Origin of the sequence: Pseudomonas sp. NPDC098740, assembly GCF_044760065.1 — a bacterium.
In the GTDB taxonomy this organism is placed as follows: Bacteria; Pseudomonadota; Gammaproteobacteria; order Pseudomonadales; family Pseudomonadaceae; genus Aquipseudomonas; species Aquipseudomonas rossensis.
This window is the reverse complement of sequence record NZ_JBIWAM010000038.1, coordinates 1-14,678: the sequence shown is the minus strand read 5'-3', so window position 1 is coordinate 14,678 and position 14,678 is coordinate 1. Positions and strand designations below refer to the sequence as shown.

14 protein-coding genes and 1 pseudogene are annotated in these 14,678 nt (G+C 59.2%); 6 read left to right on the top strand and 9 right to left on the bottom strand.

All coding sequences use genetic code 11. From position 1 onward, the window contains the following. Window positions 1-24 precede the first annotated feature (24 nt). The 6 genes from kdpB to ACIQU2_RS27690 all read right to left on the bottom strand — a co-directional run bounded on the left by kdpB (window position 25) and on the right by ACIQU2_RS27690 (window position 6,248). A complete protein-coding gene (gene kdpB / locus ACIQU2_RS27715; RefSeq protein ID WP_403145581.1) occupies window positions 25-2,094 on the bottom strand; it encodes a potassium-transporting ATPase subunit KdpB in 2,070 nt (689 codons plus the stop codon). 11 nt (window positions 2,095-2,105) lie between these two features. Further along, window positions 2,106-2,786 (bottom strand): K(+)-transporting ATPase subunit C, encoded by a 681-nt coding sequence (kdpC, locus tag ACIQU2_RS27710; protein WP_347805379.1) that lies wholly within the window; start codon window positions 2,784-2,786, stop codon window positions 2,106-2,108. Between the two features lie 10 nt (window positions 2,787-2,796). After that, a complete protein-coding gene (gene kdpA / locus ACIQU2_RS27705) occupies window positions 2,797-4,503 on the bottom strand; it encodes a potassium-transporting ATPase subunit KdpA (RefSeq protein ID WP_403145577.1) in 1,707 nt (568 codons plus the stop codon). Between the two features lie 167 nt (window positions 4,504-4,670). Continuing rightward, complete coding sequence (locus tag ACIQU2_RS27700; protein WP_232243865.1) at window positions 4,671-4,718, bottom strand: potassium-transporting ATPase subunit F; 48 nt, start codon at window positions 4,716-4,718, stop codon at window positions 4,671-4,673. A 314-nt stretch (window positions 4,719-5,032) separates the two neighbouring features. Next, window positions 5,033-5,518 carry a GyrI-like domain-containing protein gene (locus ACIQU2_RS27695; RefSeq protein ID WP_403145574.1) on the bottom strand — a complete coding sequence of 162 codons (486 nt, stop codon included), beginning with the start codon at window positions 5,516-5,518 and terminating at the stop codon, window positions 5,033-5,035. A gap of 67 nt (window positions 5,519-5,585) precedes the next feature. Then, window positions 5,586-6,248, bottom strand: coding sequence for a LysE family translocator (locus tag ACIQU2_RS27690; protein WP_403145571.1), 663 nt, complete (start codon window positions 6,246-6,248; stop codon window positions 5,586-5,588). A gap of 139 nt (window positions 6,249-6,387) precedes the next feature. Between ACIQU2_RS27690 and alaC the strand changes: the two genes are divergently transcribed. Beyond that, window positions 6,388-7,605, top strand: coding sequence for an alanine transaminase (gene alaC, locus ACIQU2_RS27685; protein WP_347805375.1), 1,218 nt, complete (start codon window positions 6,388-6,390; stop codon window positions 7,603-7,605). A gap of 198 nt (window positions 7,606-7,803) precedes the next feature. Here alaC and ACIQU2_RS27680 read toward each other — a convergent pair whose 3' ends face one another. Both ACIQU2_RS27680 and ACIQU2_RS27675 read right to left on the bottom strand, forming a co-directional pair. Next, complete coding sequence (locus ACIQU2_RS27680) at window positions 7,804-9,156, bottom strand: GntP family permease (RefSeq protein WP_403145569.1); 1,353 nt, start codon at window positions 9,154-9,156, stop codon at window positions 7,804-7,806. Between the two features lie 82 nt (window positions 9,157-9,238). Beyond that, entirely contained in the window at window positions 9,239-9,772 is a 534-nt protein-coding gene (locus ACIQU2_RS27675; protein ID WP_403145566.1) for a gluconokinase, read from the bottom strand. A 213-nt stretch (window positions 9,773-9,985) separates the two neighbouring features. On the opposite strand from ACIQU2_RS27675, the gene ACIQU2_RS27670 reads away from it, so the two are divergent. Beyond that, a complete protein-coding gene (locus ACIQU2_RS27670) occupies window positions 9,986-11,017 on the top strand; it encodes a LacI family DNA-binding transcriptional regulator (RefSeq protein ID WP_403145563.1) in 1,032 nt (343 codons plus the stop codon). 124 nt (window positions 11,018-11,141) lie between these two features. On the opposite strand, the gene ACIQU2_RS27665 is transcribed toward ACIQU2_RS27670, so the two are convergent. Next, complete coding sequence (locus tag ACIQU2_RS27665; RefSeq protein ID WP_403145560.1) at window positions 11,142-12,017, bottom strand: LysR family transcriptional regulator; 876 nt, start codon at window positions 12,015-12,017, stop codon at window positions 11,142-11,144. A gap of 119 nt (window positions 12,018-12,136) precedes the next feature. Here ACIQU2_RS27665 and ACIQU2_RS27660 point away from each other — a divergent pair, with 119 nt between their 5' ends. The 4 genes and pseudogenes from ACIQU2_RS27660 to ACIQU2_RS27645 all read left to right on the top strand — a co-directional run. After that, window positions 12,137-12,568, top strand: a complete 432-nt coding sequence (locus ACIQU2_RS27660) for a PACE efflux transporter (protein WP_046049513.1) — start codon at window positions 12,137-12,139, stop codon at window positions 12,566-12,568. A gap of 56 nt (window positions 12,569-12,624) precedes the next feature. Then, entirely contained in the window at window positions 12,625-13,257 is a 633-nt protein-coding gene (locus tag ACIQU2_RS27655) for a glutathione S-transferase family protein (RefSeq protein WP_403145557.1), read from the top strand. Between the two features lie 40 nt (window positions 13,258-13,297). Beyond that, entirely contained in the window at window positions 13,298-14,038 is a 741-nt protein-coding gene (locus tag ACIQU2_RS27650) for an NAD(P)-dependent oxidoreductase (RefSeq protein WP_347805369.1), read from the top strand. Between the two features lie 50 nt (window positions 14,039-14,088). Further along, window positions 14,089-14,535: pseudogene (locus ACIQU2_RS27645) on the top strand (hypothetical protein); the annotation flags it as partial. Between the last annotated feature and the right edge of the window lie 143 nt (window positions 14,536-14,678).

Sequence of the window (14,678 nt, the reverse complement as noted above, 5' to 3'; positions counted from 1 at the left end):
CACGGCGCCGTGCAGTCAGTCCTTTCAAACCAGGCCGAGCCCGGCCAACAGCATGTCGATCACCTTGATCCCCGCGAACGGCACCAGCACGCCACCCAGGCCATAGATCAGCAGGTTGCGATTGAGCAACGCCGCCGCGCCGATGGCTCGGTAGGTCACGCCCTTGAGCGCCAGCGGGATCAGAAACACGATGATCAAGGCATTGAAGATCACCGCGCTGAGAATCGCCGAGTTCGGGCTGCTCAGGTGCATCACGTTCAGTGCGCCCAGTTGCGGGTAGGTCGCGACGAATGCGGCCGGTACGATAGCAAAATACTTGGCCACATCGTTGGCCACGCTGAAGGTGGTCAACGCGCCGCGCGTCATGAGCATCTGTTTGCCGACTTCAACCACTTCGATCAGCTTGGTCGGGTTGCTGTCCAGATCGACCATGTTGCCCGCTTCCTTGGCGGCCTGAGTACCACTGTTCATGGCCACCGCCACGTCTGCCTGAGCCAGTGCCGGCGCATCGTTGGTGCCGTCTCCGGTCATGGCCACCAGCTTGCCCTGGGCCTGGTAGTCGCGGATCAGTTGTAGCTTGTCTTCCGGCCGAGCCTCGGCGAGAAAATCGTCAACCCCGGCTTCCACGGCAATCGCTGCCGCCGTCAGGCGGTTGTCGCCGGTGATCATGACGGTCTTGATCCCCATGCGCCGCAGTTCGGCAAAGCGCTCCTTGATACCACCCTTGACCACGTCCTTGAGCTCCACTACGCCCAATGCCTGTTGGCCATCACACACAACCAGCGGTGTGCTGCCGCGACGCGAGACTTCATCGACCCTGGCCTGCAACGCGGACGGGAAGCTGCCGCCCAGCGCCTCGATGTGCAGGCGAATGGCATCTGCCGCACCCTTGCGGATGCTCCGGCCACCGGCCAGATCGACGCCGCTCATGCGGGTTTGCGCGGTGAAATGCACGAAGCTCGCACCCAGGGCATTGAGGTCCCGCGCCCGCAGGTCGAACTTCTGCTTGGCAAGCACCACGATACTGCGCCCCTCCGGCGTTTCGTCGGCCAGCGAGGCCAGTTGCGCAGCGTCGGCCAGTTCCGACTCCTTAACCCCGGGCGCCGGCAGGAAACTGCTGGCCTGGCGGTTACCCAGCGTGATGGTGCCGGTCTTGTCCAGCAGCAGGACGTCAATGTCGCCCGCCGCTTCAACGGCTCGCCCGGAGGTGGCAATGACGTTGGCCGACATCATCCGGCTCATGCCCGCCACACCGATCGCCGACAACAGACCGCCAATGGTCGTGGGGATCAGGCAAACCAGCAGCGCCACCAGTACCGTTGCGCTGACCACGTCGCCTCCGCTCATGGCCACCGCAAACATCGAGGACGGACCCAGGGTCACGATCACCAGCAGAAACAAAAATGTCAGGCCCACCAGCAGAATGTTCAGCGCCACCTCATTGGGAGTCTTCTGGCGTTTCGCGGTTTCGACCATGGAAATCATGCGATCCAGAAATGACTCGCCCGGGTTGACACTGATGCGCACCACCAGCCAGTCCGACAGCACTTTTGTCCCACCGGTTACCGATGAAAAGTCGCCGCCCGCCTCGCGAATCACCGGTGCCGATTCTCCGGTAATCGCGCTTTCATCAACCGACGCCACGCCTTCGATCACCACGCCATCGAGGGGCACCAGATCGCCAGCCTCGATCAACACCACATTGTCCTTGAGCAGTTCGCTGGAAGGCATCGGCATCCAGGCGGAACCATGCCGGGGTTGCTTCAACAGCTTGGCCAGGGTCTGGCGCTTCATCCCGCGCAAGCTGGCCGCCTGGGCCCGACTGCGGCCCTCGGCCAGGGCTTCGGCGAAGTTGGCGAACAGCACGGTGAACCACAGCCACAACGTGATGCTGAGAATGAAGCCACTGGGGGCTTCACCCTTGCCGCCCAGTGATTGAAACCACAACAGCGTGGTGAGAATGCTGCCCAGGTACACCACAAACATCACCGGGTTCTTCCACTGCGCCTGGGGCAGCAACTTCTTGAAGGCATCCAGGCACGCCGTGAGCAACAACCCACGGTCGAACAAAGGCAAACGAGCTTGCTTACTCATGGTTGTTTCTCTTACTCACTGGCCGCAAGGGGTGGCTGATGCGCAGGCGCCAGAGCATCCAGCGCGAGGTTGAGTTGCAGCACATTGATTCGGGGTTCGCCGAGCAGGCCGAAGGTGCGTTGTTCGGTGTGGGTATTCACCAGCTTCAACAGATCGGCTTGCGGCAGGTGGCGCAGACGTGCGACGCGCACCGCCTGAATCTGTGCGTTGGCCACCGAAATGTGCGGGTCCAGGCCTGAAGCCGACGAGGTGACCGCATCCACCGGCACCTGCGCATCTGCCGCCAGGCCGTTTTGCCGGCGGTAGGCTTCGACCCGCACGGCCACAGCATCGATCAACTTCTGGCTGGTAGGGCCAAGGTTGCTGGCGCCACTGGAACCTGCGTTATACGGCTGCGCCACGCTTTTGCTCGGGTCCAGTGGATCTGCGCCGAGGGTCATGCTCGCACGGCCCTGGAAATACTCGGGGCGGGTGAAATGCTGGCCGATCACCGCCGAACCGATCACCAACCCATCCCGTTCAACCAGGCTGCCCTGGGCCTGAAACGGGAACAACACGTTGGCCACCAGCGTGGTGAACAACGGATAGGCCAGCCCGGTCAGCAGCATGAAGAACGCCGCCGAAATCAGCACCGGGCGCAACAGGCCGACAAACAGAAATTGCACCTTGGTTTTGGTTTGTACTTGAGTCATCACAGCCCCCTTACTTGTAGGTCTGGCCAGACAGCAACTGCAGTTGCTCGACCAGCGGGCCGAGCGCGAGCGCCGGCAGGAAAGTCAGACCGCCCACCACCAGCACCACGAACACCACCAGGAACATGAACAGCGGTGTGGCGGTCGGGATGGTGCCGGCACCGGCCGGGATGTTCTTTTTCATCGCCAGAGAACCGGCGACCGCGAGCATCGGCAGCATGGTGAAGAAGCGTCCGAGCAACATGGCAAGACCGATTGTGGTGTTGAAGAACGGCGTATTGGCATTCAATCCGGCGAACGCCGAACCGTTGTTGGCAGTGCCCGAGGTATAGGCATAAAGCACCTCGCTGAAGCCATGGGGCCCCTGGTTGTTGAGGCTGTTCAGGGTGTCAGGCCAGAGTGTTGCCAGAGCGGTGAAGCCGAGGATGCAGATGGGGTGCGCCAGTACCGAGAGCATGACCAGCTTGATCTCCCGTGCCTCGATCTTCTTGCCGAGGAATTCGGGACTGCGGCCGATCATCATCCCCACCAGAAACACCGTCAGCAGCGCGTACTGGATCAGGTTGATAAACCCCACGCCGTCGCCACCGAACACGCAATTGAGCATCATCTGGGCTAGCGGTACGAATCCGCCCATGGGCGTCAGCGAGTCGTGCATGGCGTTCACCGAGCCGGTGGTTGCGCCAGTGGTGGTGGTCACGAACAGGCTGGTGTCGGCAATCCCGAAACGCAGCTCTTTGCCTTCCATGTTGCCGCCCCTCTGGGTGGCCGACAGCACCTGGTCCGCGCCCACCCGGGTCAGCAGCGGGTTGCCACTTTGTTCAGCCGTGTAAACGATGCTCAGAAAGCCGACGAACATCACCAGGAACGTGCCAAAGAACACCCAGCCCTGACGTCGACGCATCAGCATGCTGCCGAAGGTGTACGTCAGCGCCGACGGGATCAGCAGCATGCTGAGGATATGCAGCATGTTCGTCAGTGGCGTCGGGTTCTCGAACGGGTGCGCGGCGTTCATGCTGAAAAAGCCGCCGCCATTGGTGCCGATGTGCTTGATTGACTCAAAGCTCGCCACCGCGCCGACGATCAACTGCTGCTGTGCACCTTCCAGAGTGGTGGCCAGGGCCTGGGAATTCAGGGTTTGCGGCATGCCTTGCCAGACATAAACCAGCGCCATGCCAAAACACAGCGGCAGCATTACCCGGTACAGCGTGCGAGTGAAGTCCACCCAGTAGTTGCCGATATCAGCGGAATTCGACCGACTGAGGCCGCGAATGAAACCCGCCGCCGCCACAACGCCCGCTGTTGCGCCGACGAACATCAGGAAGGTAATGACCGCCATCTGGCTGAAGTTGGACAGGCTGGTTTCACCTGAATACGCCTGCCAGTTGGTGTTGGTGATAAACGACGCCGCGGTGTTGAAAGCCAGATCCGGTGTTTGCGCGCTCAGCCCCAAGGGGTTGAGCGGCATGAAAACCTGCAGGCGCAACACGATGTAACCCAGCAACATCATCGCCGCGTTAGACAGCAGCAGGGCCGAGCCATAACGTGCCCAGCCCATGGTTTCGGCCGTATCGATCCCCAGCAGACGATAAGTAGCGCGCTCCGCCAAGGCATGGTTACGCCCGGTAAATACCAGCGTCAGCCACTTACCCATCAACACGGCGAGTCCGGTCATCAACCCGAGAATCACCGCAAATTCCAGCATAGTGCTCAACATGTCGATGCTCCGTTCAAATCTTGCCCATGGCGACGATGACCATGGCTGTCGCAGCAAAAAACACCACGCTAACCCCCATAAAAATCAGGTCGTACATTGCCGATTTCCTTTCTCAAGACCGCCCTGGCGGGCTGATAAAAAAGCCTGTGCCGCAATGACTGCGGCCATCAAAACTTCTCTGCACGGATAAGCGCGTAACCCAGGTAGGCAAACAACAGGGCGGCACACAGGCCGCTGGCGATGTAAATGAACTCGAGTGTTAACAAGACAGCTCCCCCTGACAAAACGAAAGGACACCCGCAATCGGGTACCGGCTGAGAGCGTCAGTACAAAAAACGCACTGAATTCACGCTCTCATCTGCGCCTTGCAGGGTAAGTGAGGGGGTATCAAGGACGGACACTGATTGGGGGCAGCGGTATTAAGACGGCGTATAGAACGAGCGAAACGGACGGTGTGCGAGGGGTGATGCGAGGAGTCAACGACAGCCTTGGACGGGCACTGTGAAGTGCCCGTCCCGGAGTCGGCTCATTACGATTTGAGTGGCAGCCAGATTTCCAGCACACCGGTGTTGAGCTTCGGGTTGAAGTCTTCGCTGTAGCGTTCGAATTCCGGCGCATCCGCCGCCTGATAACCGGACTGCGGCAGCCAGGTTTTCCAGATGTATTGGAAGGTCTGGGGCAACTGATCGAGAGAGCCTTTGTGCTCGAACACGGCGTAGTGCTGAGGCTGGACCTCGACCCAACGGTATTTCTCCGGCAGGTCGTCGAGTTTGTCGATCTCGATGCCGGCAATGTATTCGAAGCCGCCCTTGCCATCCGGATTGCAACAGATGCCGTAGGTCACTTCGTTTTTTTGACCGGGAATTTTGCCAATCTCGGGAATGAATTTCTCCCAGAGATCGGGAATGCCTTTAGTGGTGTCTGCAGTAAATCGGCCGCCAAGCCCTGCAATGAGCAGGAAGTGCCCGTGCTCGAAGCGTGGTTTGGCCGTTTCGACGCGTGTTTGCTCATCCATGACTCAACTCCTGGAACAAAAAAGTGGGTTCGGCTGGGAGTATAGAACCCAAACCGAATTCGCCCAGTTACAGTGCATGCAACTGCTCGACAGCACCTGCGCCGACGAACTCGTTATACCCCGATAGGATCACGTAGACCGCGAAATAACAGAAGATCGCCGCCGATGCCAGATAGGAGTAACGCAGCAGTTTGTCACCCAGCAACTTACCGCCGTGACTCGCTGCGAAGCACAAAGCGACGCACCAGAGCACCCCGGCGCAGAGAAACCCGCCGAGAAACAGCGCCGAGCTGAGTGCGCCACCGCCGCCGGAACGAGCGATCAATGTGCCGCCCACCGCCGCGAACCAGAGAATGGCACTGGGTGACGACATGGCGAGGAAGATCCCGCGGAAAAACTCCCGTCGATGGGAGTTCTGACCCACGGCTTCGGCCTGCGCCAATACCGCCTCATGGTGAATCGCCGAATAGATCATCTTCGCCGCGAAGTACAACAACAGCGCCGAACCTCCGATCCACAGCACCCAGCGCACGCTTTCGTATTGCAGCAAAACGGTCATCCCGGCCAAGGCCAGCACGGCGTAGATCAAGTCGCCGACACAGGTCCCCAAACCCAGCGCGAAGCCTTGAAAATAGCCACGTTGCATCGCCAACGTGATCATCGCGATGTTGGCCACGCCGATGTCCAGGCACAGCGAAAGGCTCAGCAAGAAGCCACTGGTAAATTCCATCAACCGATTTCCTTCGGACAAATTTGTTTACATAGTCGCTGGACAGTTTGCCACATCAGCCCTTACATTCCGCCACAGGTCACCGCAGTGACCAGCGTCGCTCGGACGGTTCCGGGCGCTCACGTTATCCGAGGCAACAATGGCTAACCCAGGTTCGCCGCGCCGCTTTGCGCGCATAGATCGACTCCCCCCTTACGTATTCAACATCACTGCCGAGCTGAAGATGGCCGCCCGTCGTCGTGGCGAAGACATCATCGACTTCAGCATGGGCAACCCCGACGGCCCGACACCGCCGCACATCGTCGAAAAACTCGTCACCGTCGCCCAGCGCGAAGACACCCACGGTTATTCGACGTCCAAGGGCATTCCGCGTCTGCGCCGTGCGATTTCCAATTGGTACAAGGATCGCTACGAGGTCGACATCGACCCGGAAAGCGAAGCCATTGTCACCATCGGTTCCAAGGAAGGCCTGGCGCATTTGATGCTGGCCACCCTCGACCAGGGCGACACCGTTCTGGTGCCGAACCCGAGCTATCCGATTCACATCTACGGCGCGGTGATTGCCGGCGCTCAGGTGCGTTCGGTGCCGTTGATTCCGGGCGTGGACTTCTTCGCCGAACTGGAAAGCGCCATTCGCGGCTCGATTCCGAAACCGAAAATGATGATCCTCGGCTTCCCGTCGAATCCCACCGCCCAGTGCGTGGAGCTGGATTTCTTCGAGCGGGTGATCGCCCTCGCCAAACAGTACGACGTTTTGGTGGTGCACGATCTCGCCTACGCCGACATCGTCTACGACGGCTGGAAAGCCCCGTCGATCATGCAAGTGCCGGGCGCCAAGGACATTGCGGTGGAGTTTTTCACCCTGTCCAAGAGCTACAACATGGCGGGCTGGCGCATCGGTTTCATGGTTGGCAACGCCGAACTGGTCAACGCCCTTGCGCGGATCAAGAGTTATCACGACTACGGCACGTTCACCCCGCTGCAAGTCGCGGCCATTGCGGCGCTGGAAGGTGATCAGCAGTGCGTCAAAGACATCGCCGAGCAGTATCGTCAGCGTCGCAACGTGCTGGTCAAAGGCCTGCATGAACTGGGCTGGATGGTCGAGAACCCAAAAGCGTCGATGTATGTCTGGGCGAAAATCCCCGAGGCGTATGCGCATTTGGGCTCGCTGGAGTTCGCTAAAAAACTGTTGGCCGAGGCCAAGGTTTGCGTCTCGCCGGGCGTGGGGTTTGGTGAGTATGGTGACGATCACGTGCGCTTCGCGCTGATCGAAAACCAGGACCGGATTCGTCAGGCCATACGCGGGATTCGCGGGATGTTCCGGGCGGATGGGTTGATCACCAAAACCAACGCCTGACACCTAACACCTAACACCTAACACCTAACACTGTAGGAGCTGTCGAGTGAAACGAGGCTGCGATCTTTTGATCTTGATCTAAAAAAACAAAATCAAAAGATCGCAGCCTCGTTTCACTCGACAGCTCCTACAGGGATTTCGATTTATCACCCACAAAAAAACCGCATCGCTGCGGTTTTTTTGTGTTTGGCGTTTGTGTCAGACGAACAACGACAACAGCAGGATAAAGCCCAGACCCACCACGGACAGGATGGTTTCCATCGCGGTCCAGGTCTTGAAGGTTTCCGCCACGGTCATGTTGAAGTACTGCTTCACCAGCCAGAAACCCGCGTCGTTGACGTGAGACAGGATCAACGAACCGGCACCGGTCGCCAGTACCAGCAGCTCACGGTTCACACCTGGAATCATCCCCACCACCGGCACCACGATGCCCGCGCCTGTAATGGTGGCCACGGTTGCAGAACCGGTCGCGATACGAATCACCGCGGCTACCAGCCAGGCCAGAAGGATTGGCGAGATCTGCGCTTCCACCGCCATGTTGCCGATGACATTACCAACGCCGCTGGTCACCAGCATCTGCTTGAAGCCACCACCGGCACCGATGATCAGGATGATTGCGGCGGTTGGCGCAAGGCTGGCATCCAACCATTTGAGCATCTGGTTGGAGCCGATGCCCTGCTTGTAACCGAAGGTGTACAGCGACAGCAGCAACGCCAGCAGCAGTGCCGAGATCGGATGACCGATCAGGTCCATGAAAGTGCGGAAGAAGTTGCCCTCCGGCAGCACCACATCGGCAAAGGTCTTGAGCAGCATCAGGAACACCGGCGACAGCACGGTGATCAAGGTGATGGCGAAGCTCGGGAGATCGGCAGAATCGTTATCACGCGCCAGTTGATCGACCAGTTCCTGGTTAGGATGCCCCGGAATGTACTTGGCAATGAACGTGCCGTAGATCGGGCCGGCGATGATGGCCGTCGGCAGCGCAACGATCAGGCCGTAGAGAATGGTTTTACCGATGTCGGCACCGAACACGCCGATGGCCAGCAACGGACCCGGGTGCGGTGGAACCAGACCGTGCACGGCGGACAGACCGGCCAGCAGCGGGATACCGATCTTGATGATCGACACGCCTGTACGCCGGGCCACGATGAACACCAGCGGAATCAGCAGCACGAAGCCGATTTCGAAGAACAGCGGAATGCCGACCAGGAAGGCCGCGAACATCATCGCCCACTGCACCTTGTCCTTGCCGAACGCACGAATCAGGGTTTGGGCAATCTGATCCGCCCCGCCCGACTCGGCCATCATTTTGCCGAGCATCGTGCCCAGCGCGAGGATGATCCCGACGAAACCGAGCACCCCACCGAAGCCGTCCTGGAACGCCTTGATGATGGTGCCAATTGGCATGCCGGAGGTCAGCCCGAGAAAGGCTGCGGCGATGATCAGGGCAATGAACGGGTGAAACTTGAACTTGGTAATCAGGACGATAAGCCCGATCACCGTGACCACTGCATCGAGCAGCAGGAACGTCTCGTGGGACATGCCAAACATTAGGGGTGTCTCCTGGTTGTTGTTGTTATTAAAGCGAGTAATTCGCAAGCCAACAGGACAGCGCTATCTCTTCTGGCAAAACTCATACGGCGTGTTTCAGGCCATGAGCCTGCCACCAGTCATGAGCTTGCTTCGCCAATTGGTCGACGCTGTAGTTCGAAGCGTCCAGAGCCAGGGTCAGGGGCTCGCCAACGGGCGATTCAAGGGTGGCGAACTGGCTGTCGATCAACGTTGACGGCATGAAGTGGCCCGGCCGATGGGAGACACGATCGGCGGCGACTTCAGGGGTCAGTTCAAGGAACACGAAGCCCAGGCCCGGCAAGGCGCTGCGCAGACGTTCACGGTAATTGTGTTTGAGGGCCGAGCAGGTCAGCACCGGGCGTTCGCCCTTGGCGTCGATGCGGCGCAATTCATCGCACAGGCTGTCGAGCCAGCCGGCACGGTCGTCGTCGTTCAGGGGGATACCTGCGCTCATCTTTTCGATATTGGCGGCAGGGTGGAAAGTGTCGCCTTCAATGGCGGTCGCGCCGCTGAGTTGGCACAAGGCCTCGCTGACGCAAGTCTTGCCGCAACCGGCAACGCCCATGATGACCAGGGCGGTGATGGGATGATTCATGTAACACCTCAGCGCGCAGACAGCGCTACCTTTGCCAGTTATGACACTAGAAAAAGCAGAAGTTGCCGACGCCTTCTTGTCATTTTTGTGGGTTGCAGCATGTTCGTTCCCAACGCCAAAAAACGGGGATCAGGCAAACCCCGCTCACGCATTTGCAGCTACGTCGAGACAGCGCTACCTTAGTGCCTCGAATTTTGTTTGGCAAGCCGTCCGATGATCTCCTCTAAAAACGATAAAAATACGCGCACCACTGGCCGCCCCACTTTGAACGAAGTCGCACGCCTGGCCGGTGTCAGCCCGATCACCGCCTCTCGCGCCCTGCGCGGGGTCAGCACGGTGGCCACCGAACTGGTGGAAAAAGTGCAGAAAGCGGCGCTTGAACTCAACTACGTGGTCAACCCTGCCGCCCGCGCGTTAGCCTCGGCCCAGAGCCATTCGGTGGTGGTTTTGGTGCCGTCGCTGTCCAACTTACTGTTCATCGACACGCTGGAAGCCATTCATCAGGTTTTGCGCCCAAAAGGCTTCGAAGTGCTGATCGGGAACTTCCATTACTCACGTGATGAAGAAGAAAACCTGCTGCGCAACTACATGGCGTATCAGCCTCGCGGTTTGCTGCTGACCGGTTTCGACCGCACCGAAAGTTCGCGCCGGATGATCGAGGCCAGCAACATTCCGTGCGTGTACATGATGGAACTGGACAGCGCAGCCGGGCTCAATTGCGTGGGCTTTTCACAACTCGCTGCCGGCGAGACAGCGGCCGGGCATTTGCTGTCCCGCGGTCGTAAGCGTCTGGCCTACATCGGCGCGCAACTGGATCAACGCACGTTGCTGCGCGGCGAAGGTTTCCGCAAAGCCCTGCAAAAGGCCGGTTTGTATGACCCGGACCTGGAAGTGCTGACACCTCGCTCTTCCTCCGTCGGCCTTGGTGGCGAACTGTTCCTGCAACTGCTCGCCACTCATCCCGATGTCGACGCGATCTTCTTCGGCAACGACGACCTGGCCCAGGGCGCACTGCTCGAAGCCATGCGCTGCGGGATCAAGATCCCCGAACAAGTGGCGATCCTCGGCTTCAACGACCTGCCGGCCTCGGCCCACATGGTGCCGCGCCTGAGCAGCATCAGCACCCCGCGAGAAGCCATCGGCCGCCGCGCGGCGGAGCAGATGTTGACGTTGATGGCTGGCAACACGGTGGCCAAACCGGTGCAGGACATGGGGTTTGAGTTGAAGGTGAGGGAGAGTACGTAGTTTGCCACTGGCACATTGCTCCCTGTAGGAGCTGCCAAAGGCTGCGATCTTTTGATTTTGATCATTTCGGAATCGCTGAAAATCAAGATCAAAAGATCGCAGCCTTCGGCAGCTCCTACAGGGGTTACGCGTTGGACATGAGTTGCACAAACGCCAACGCCCCTTTTTGCAACGGCTGGCTCTTGAGCCACACCGCATGCACCGGCAGCACCAACCCGTTCTCGATGTTGCGAAAGCTCAGGCGCTTGAGCCTTCCAGCATCCAGCAACGACTGGACCACCGACAGTGGAAAATTGCCCCAGCCCAATCCGGCTTCGACCATTTCCAGCGCCATGGCCAAGGTGTCGGTGCGCCAGTAAGACTCGGCCACCAGTGGCCGGGTTTCGCTGATCGGCAGGTCGCGGCTGGCGACGATGATTTGCCGTACGTGGACCAAATCTTCGAGATACACATCCTGGCCTTGAAACAACGGATTGTCCGCCGCCAGCGTGGCGATCATCCGTTCGGTGCCAACGAACTGGAACCGCTCCAGCACGTTCAGGCTCAGCCCGGCGAACGCCAGGCAAACGCTGACCCGGCCGCTGTGGAGCATCGCCAGCACATCATCCTGCGGCGCGCTGAACATTTCGATGTCCAGTAGCGGATGACGCTCGGCGATGACCTTGATCGCCGCCATCACGCGGCCCTTGTCGATGTCCGCCACGACCCCGATCGACAACTTGCTTTCCAGCCCCAGCGACAACTCGACCGCATGCACTTGCAGCTGTTTGAGCTGCTCGGCAATCAGTCGCGCATGCGGCACCAATGCGCTGGCCATCGCCGTCGGCACCGGCTCGCGATGGCTGCGATCGAACAGTGGATATCCAAGTTCGGCTTCCAGGTTGGCGATGCCCATGCTCACCGCCGACGGCACTTTACCCAGCGCCCGAGCAGCGGCGGAAAACGAGCCGCGCTCGATCACCGCGAGGAACAACTCGATGCTGTCACTATTGAAATTCATCCGTCGTCCTATCAATAAAACTGAAAGCTACCGACTTTTTCTGTCACGCCTATTGAAGCTATCTTTCGCCGCCTTCACCAGTGCTCCTGGCGTCAAGTTCGCAGAAAGAGGCAATTCCCATGCAAGGCGTTAAACGAAAACTGCTCTACGTGTCCCTTTACGAGGTCATCGGCATGACCTTCTCGGCCTTGGGGCTGGCGTTGTTGTCCGGCACCTCGCCCGGCAGCACTGGCCCGTTGGCAGTGATCATCACCACCATTGCGGTGACCTGGAATTTCATCTACACCACGCTGTTTGAGCGCTGGGAAAGTCGTCAGCCTTCGCGAACCCGCACCGTTAAACGGCGCATCGCCCATGCCGTGGGTTTTCAACTAACCTTGATAGTGTTCCTCATCCCGTTGATCGCCTGGTGGATGAACATCAGCCTGGTGCAAGCCTTCCTGCTGGACGCGGCGCTGATCATTTTCATCCCGTGCTACACCTTTGCCTTCAACTGGTTGTTTGATCGCACGTTTGGTTTGCCAACTTCGGCGCTGCCGGATCCGGTTTGAAAACGCTGAATGTCTGTTAGATTCCTGAAGCGTCAAATCGCTAACGGAGTAGCTCAATGGAACATGCACTGAAGATTCTGGGTAAAGCTTCGTCCATCAACGTCAGAAAAGTCCTGTGGACCTGTGAGGAACTGGGTGTTGCCTACGAACGTGAAGACTGGGGCGGCGGTTATGCGTCGACCCACACGCCGGAGTTTCTCAGGCTCAATCCCAACGCACTGGTGCCCGTGATCATCGATGAGGCCGGCGTGCTGTGGGAGTCCAACACCATCTGCCGCTATCTGGCCGGTAAACACCACAACACCGATCTGCTGCCCCACGAACCGGCGGCGCGCGCTCGGGTGGAACAGTGGATGGATTGGCAAGCGACCGAACTCAATGCCTCCTGGAGCTACGCGTTCACGGCGTTGGTACGCAAAGATCCGGAGTTCCAGGACCCGCATCACATCGCCGCCGGCGTGCGTGTCTGGAACCAGAAGATGGGTATCCTCGAGCATCAGCTCGTGACCACCAAAGCGTATGTCGCCGGGCCACACTTCACACTGGCGGACATCGTCATCGGGCTGTCGGTCAACCGCTGGCTGATGACACCGATGGAGCGTCCCGACTACCCCGCCATCGACGAGTATTTCCAACGGTTGGCACAACGCCCGGGATTCCTGAAACACGGCTGCAACGGCCTGCCATAACGCCAAACCCGCAACACTCCTACCCTGAAAAGAGAGACTCATGAACGGACTCAACATACTGCTGACCGGTGCCTGCGGCAGAATCGGCAAAACCTTTTTCGAAGCCTCAAAAGACCGCTACACCTTCGTCCTGACGGATCGCGTCGAGCCCGACTTTGCGGTCGATGCGCCTCACCGTTTTGTCAGCCTGGATCTGTCCGACCCCGCGGCCATGGGCGAAGTATTGAAAGGGATCGACGTCATCGTGCACCTGGCCGGTATTCCTCACGCCACTGCCACTTTCAATGAGCTGCTGCCCAATAACATTCTGGCCACCACTTACCTGTTCGAAGCCGCGGCGGCGGCTGGCTGCAAGCGACTAGTGTTCGCCAGCAGTGCGCAAACCATCGAAGGCTACCCGGTGGACCGGCAGATCGCCCCGGGCATGCAGGTCATGCCGGCCAATCTGTATGGCGTCAGCAAGTGTTATGGCGAAGCGTTGTGTGCGTTCTATGCTGCCAAACGCAACCTCTCGACCATCGCGATACGGATCGGCGCTTTCGAATTCCCGGACCGTCATGAACTGACCAATGCCCGAGACCTGAGCGCCTGGCTGAGCCCGCGCGATGCGGTGCAGTTGCTGCAGCGTTCGGTGGAAGTCGAAGGCGTGCAACACCTGATCGCCCACGGCATTTCCAACAACCGCTTCAAGCGCCTGGACCTCAGCGAAACCATGCGGGTGTTGGGTTACCGGCCGGTGGATGATGCGTTTCAGACCTTCGATATCTCGATCGCGCCATAAACCCTCCGATCAGGCCGCTTTCGCCTCGGCGACGTTTCTCGGGTTGTTCCTTGGCGCGAGCCCTGCAAAACAATGTGCAGGCGCAAAACGCGCAGACCACTAAGCAGGTCCAGGACTCCGCCACCCAAATCGCAACGCAACAAGTCAGCGAAGCGACCCGGATCAGCGACAACGTTGGTGAAGCGTTCGCGAAAACCCGCGTGGGACTGCAAGCCTCGTCCGCCCAACTACCGGCCGATGTTGAAACAGCCACGGACGTCTTCAAGGAGTACATGAGCAAAACACCGGAACAGCGGTTGCGCGACAGTATTTTGCAAGAGATGGGTCTGACGGAAGATGATCTAAAAGCCGTGCCGCCGGAAAAACAACTGGCGATCGGTAAAGAGATTGCCGAGCGCATGCAAGACAAGATCAAACTGGCGCAGGCCGAGAAAGAAAACAGCAGCAGCGAAAACGGCAGCAGCCAGGTGGTCGACAAGTTCCTCGCTTCGCTTTAACAGCGCGGGCGACACAATACGTAGCAGCTGGCGAAGCCTGCGTTCGGTTCGGGCCGCGTTCGGACGTAGCAGTCGTGAAATCAGACGATGCGGTGTTTCAGGAAGACCGCAAACTCAGGTTTTACGACTGCTGCGTCCGAACG

What these genes read in the sequence shown, in the direction of transcription:
- ACIQU2_RS27665 (WP_403145560.1), bottom strand. Translation starts at nt 12,017, where the DNA reads ATGAATTTCAATAGTGACAGCATCGAGTTGTTCCTCGCGGTGATCGAG.
- alaC (WP_347805375.1), top strand. Translation starts at nt 6,388, where the DNA reads ATGGCTAACCCAGGTTCGCCGCGCCGCTTTGCGCGCATAGATCGACTC.
- ACIQU2_RS27675 (WP_403145566.1), bottom strand. Translation starts at nt 9,772, where the DNA reads ATGAATCATCCCATCACCGCCCTGGTCATCATGGGCGTTGCCGGTTGC.
- ACIQU2_RS27695 (WP_403145574.1), bottom strand. Translation starts at nt 5,518, where the DNA reads ATGGATGAGCAAACACGCGTCGAAACGGCCAAACCACGCTTCGAGCAC.
- ACIQU2_RS27680 (WP_403145569.1), bottom strand. Translation starts at nt 9,156, where the DNA reads ATGTTTGGCATGTCCCACGAGACGTTCCTGCTGCTCGATGCAGTGGTC.
- ACIQU2_RS27690 (WP_403145571.1), bottom strand. Translation starts at nt 6,248, where the DNA reads ATGGAATTTACCAGTGGCTTCTTGCTGAGCCTTTCGCTGTGCCTGGAC.
- kdpA (WP_403145577.1), bottom strand. Translation starts at nt 4,503, where the DNA reads ATGTTGAGCACTATGCTGGAATTTGCGGTGATTCTCGGGTTGATGACC.
- ACIQU2_RS27650 (WP_347805369.1), top strand. Translation starts at nt 13,298, where the DNA reads ATGAACGGACTCAACATACTGCTGACCGGTGCCTGCGGCAGAATCGGC.
- ACIQU2_RS27660 (WP_046049513.1), top strand. Translation starts at nt 12,137, where the DNA reads ATGCAAGGCGTTAAACGAAAACTGCTCTACGTGTCCCTTTACGAGGTC.
- kdpB (WP_403145581.1), bottom strand. Translation starts at nt 2,094, where the DNA reads ATGAGTAAGCAAGCTCGTTTGCCTTTGTTCGACCGTGGGTTGTTGCTC.
- ACIQU2_RS27670 (WP_403145563.1), top strand. Translation starts at nt 9,986, where the DNA reads ATGATCTCCTCTAAAAACGATAAAAATACGCGCACCACTGGCCGCCCC.
- ACIQU2_RS27655 (WP_403145557.1), top strand. Translation starts at nt 12,625, where the DNA reads ATGGAACATGCACTGAAGATTCTGGGTAAAGCTTCGTCCATCAACGTC.
- kdpC (WP_347805379.1), bottom strand. Translation starts at nt 2,786, where the DNA reads ATGACTCAAGTACAAACCAAAACCAAGGTGCAATTTCTGTTTGTCGGC.